Annotated in this window: 1 pseudogene; it reads right to left on the bottom strand. The window is 44.1% G+C overall.

Annotation, left to right across the window (positions count from 1 at the left end):
- Positions 1-2,887 (bottom strand): annotated as a pseudogene (locus tag CDG79_RS39915) (amino acid adenylation domain-containing protein); the annotation flags it as partial.
- Positions 2,888-3,013 lie beyond the last annotated feature (126 nt).

The raw sequence follows: 3,013 nt of genomic DNA, 5'->3' as shown, positions 1-3,013 counted from the left end.
ATTCAATATTGCCATCTGGTAAATAGCGTGCTAAATCCCCTGTTTTATAGAGACGTTTTTCCCCCCTGCTCCCCTGCTCCCCTGCTCCCCTGCTTCCACTGAAGGGGTTGGGGATGAATTTGTCTTGTGTTAACTCGCTGCGGTTAAGGTAATCCCTAGCTAGACCATCTCCCCCAATGTATAGTTCTCCCGGTACACCAACACCTACTGGTTGTAGTTGGGAATCTAACAAATAGATTTGTGTGTTGGAAATTGGTTGTCCGATGGGAATAGTTGTCGCGCCTTCTGGCACATCCTGCACCAAGTACCAGGAAGTAAATGTTGTATTCTCTGTTGGCCCATAAACATGTAGGAGTCGCTGCGGCGCACCATTGTTGAGTACTTCTTTCACCCATTTAGGATCGACAGCCTCGCCGCCAAATAAAAGATGTCGTAGTGAATTGAAAGCAGAGGGGACTTCCTGAGCAATTTGATTGAATAACGCAGTTGTCAAGAATAACACACTGATACTTTGCGATCGCATAAAAGCTGCGAAATCTGTTGGCGAAAGTGCCAAATCTTTCCTCACCCCTACCAACCGCGCTCCGTTTAGTAACGCTCCCCAAATTTCAAAGGTAGCTGCGTCGAAGGCGTAATTTGAGGCTTGAGCAATTACATCACCAGCAGAAATGCTGACGTAGTTGGTATCTTTGACTAATCGAACTACACTTCGATGGATAATGCTCACACCTTTGGGTTGACCTGTAGAACCAGAGGTGTACATTACATAAGCTAAGTTATCAGCTTTAACACTGGTAGTTGGGTTCTGTTGTGTTTGTTGATTGACGATCTCCCAGTTTGAGTCTAGGCAAATTATACTAGCTTTGCGATCGGCAAAGTCGCGCCAGAGGCGATCGCCTAATTTATTAACTAGTTTTTCTTGAGTCAATACAACTGATAACTGAGTATCTTCGAGCATGAAGGTCAATCGCTCTTGAGGATATTCTGGGTTAAGTGGCACATAAGCACCACCCGCCTTGAGAATACCAAGTAATCCCACAACCATTTCTAAGGAACGCTCCACACATATTCCCACCAGCACATTAGCTTTCACACCCAAAGATTTCAGGTAGTGCGCTAACTGGTTAGCACGGCTGTTCAATTCGCGGTATGTGAGATGTTGATTCTCGTACACTACTGCTATATCATCGGGTGTAAGCTCCACCTGCTCTTCAAACAACTGATGAATAGATTTATCCTGGGGATAGTTAGACTGGGTATAGTTCCATTCAACTAATTGTTGTTGCTCAATTTGTGTCAGCAGGGGCAATTGCGAAATTTGCTCACTAGGGTTAGAAACAATACCTTCCAGCAATGTCACAAAATGACTTGTCACCCGCTCAATTGTGCTGCTATCAAACAAGTCAGTGTTGTATTCCCACCATCCCACTAGTCCAGTGACAGTGTTCTCCATTATTAAGGTCAAATCAAACTTTGCCGTAGAACTTTCTATTGGTAAGGAATTGACAGTTAATCCAGTTAACTCTATTTCAGACATGGGAGCATTCTGGAGAACAAACATCACCTGAAACAATGGTGTATGGCTGAGATCCCGTTCTGGTTGCAATGCTTCCACCAACATTTCAAAGGGTAAGTCTTGATGTGCGTAGGCGGACAGTGCCATTTCCCGGATACGCGGGAGTAATTCGTTAAAACTGGGGTTTTCTGCCAAGTTAGTCCGCATCACTAAAGTATTGACAAAAAAGCCAATTAACCCTTCTATCTCGGTGCGATCGCGGTTAGCAATTGGTGTCCCCACCAAAATATCTGTTTGTCCAGTGTAGCGATAAAGTAATGTATCATAAGCCGCCAACAAAGTCATAAACAAAGTCACCCCTTGCTGTTGACTCAGTTGTATCAACCGTTGAGTTAGTTCACCAGACAGAGCAAACTCAAGATATGCGCCATTGAAAGTCTGCACAGCAGGTCTAGGTCTGTCTGTGGGTAATGGCAAGAACGTGGGTGCATTTGCCAATTGTTCTTTCCAGTAACTTAATTGGCTGTTCAGTACTTCCCCTTGCAACCATTGTCTTTGCCATAATGCAAAATCTGCGTACTGAATCGGCAGTGGTAACAAGGGTGACGGTTGACCTTGATAATAAGCATTGTACAGTGCTTGTAGCTCCTGGACAAATACACTTATTGACCAGCCATCACTGACGACGTGATGCATACACACTAATAAGCACTGTTCTGTAGGAGACAGTATTACTAATGTCGCTCTGATTAACGCTTCTGACTCTAAGTCAAAAGGCTGAATTGCTTGTTCTTGGACTAATTGCTGTGCAGCTATTTCAATTTCTGTTAAGGGTAAATGCTGCAAATCAACAACTGCAACTGTCCAATTCGTTTCTGTTTGAATAATTTGGGTAGCTTGTCCATCAACTGTAATGAAGTTGGTACGTAATGCTTCGTGACGATGAATAATTTCAATTAAGCTCTGTTCTAATGCTGCAACTTCAAGAGTTCCGACTAAGCGCAAACCAATGGGGATGTTGTAGAAGGAACTGTTCGGCTCGAACTGGTCTAAAAACCATAAACGTTGTTGAGAATAAGACAGTGGTAAGTCTGCATTCTCTGCCCGCCTGAAGATGGATGGTGCAGCAAGTTCTAAGTCTTGTTGCTGTAATTGCTGAATCAATGGCGCTAATTGGGCAATTGTTGGTGCAGCAAATAACGAACGCAATGGCAATTCTACTTTCAAGCTGCTACGCACACGGGAGATGAGTTGCGTTGCTAATAGGGAGTGTCCCCCTAGCTCAAAAAAGTTGTCATGTCTGCCTACAAGCTCTATTTTCAGTACTTGTCCCCAAATTTGCGCCAGTATTTCTTCAATTGGGCTGCGTGGACAAAAGACATCACTGCTGTTGTCGCTGGCACAGTTAAGTCAATTTGCTGTTCGCTGTAGCCCGAATGCTGCTCCCGCATTGTCAATGGTTTACCCACAGTCAAAGGAGTTGGTGTTGTAAAACCT

This window comes from Nostoc sp. 'Peltigera membranacea cyanobiont' 232 (assembly GCF_002245985.1).
Lineage (GTDB): Bacteria > Cyanobacteriota > Cyanobacteriia > Cyanobacteriales > Nostocaceae > Nostoc.
The sequence above is the reverse complement of the archived record's forward strand: the minus strand, read 5'-3'. Positions and strand labels throughout refer to the sequence as shown.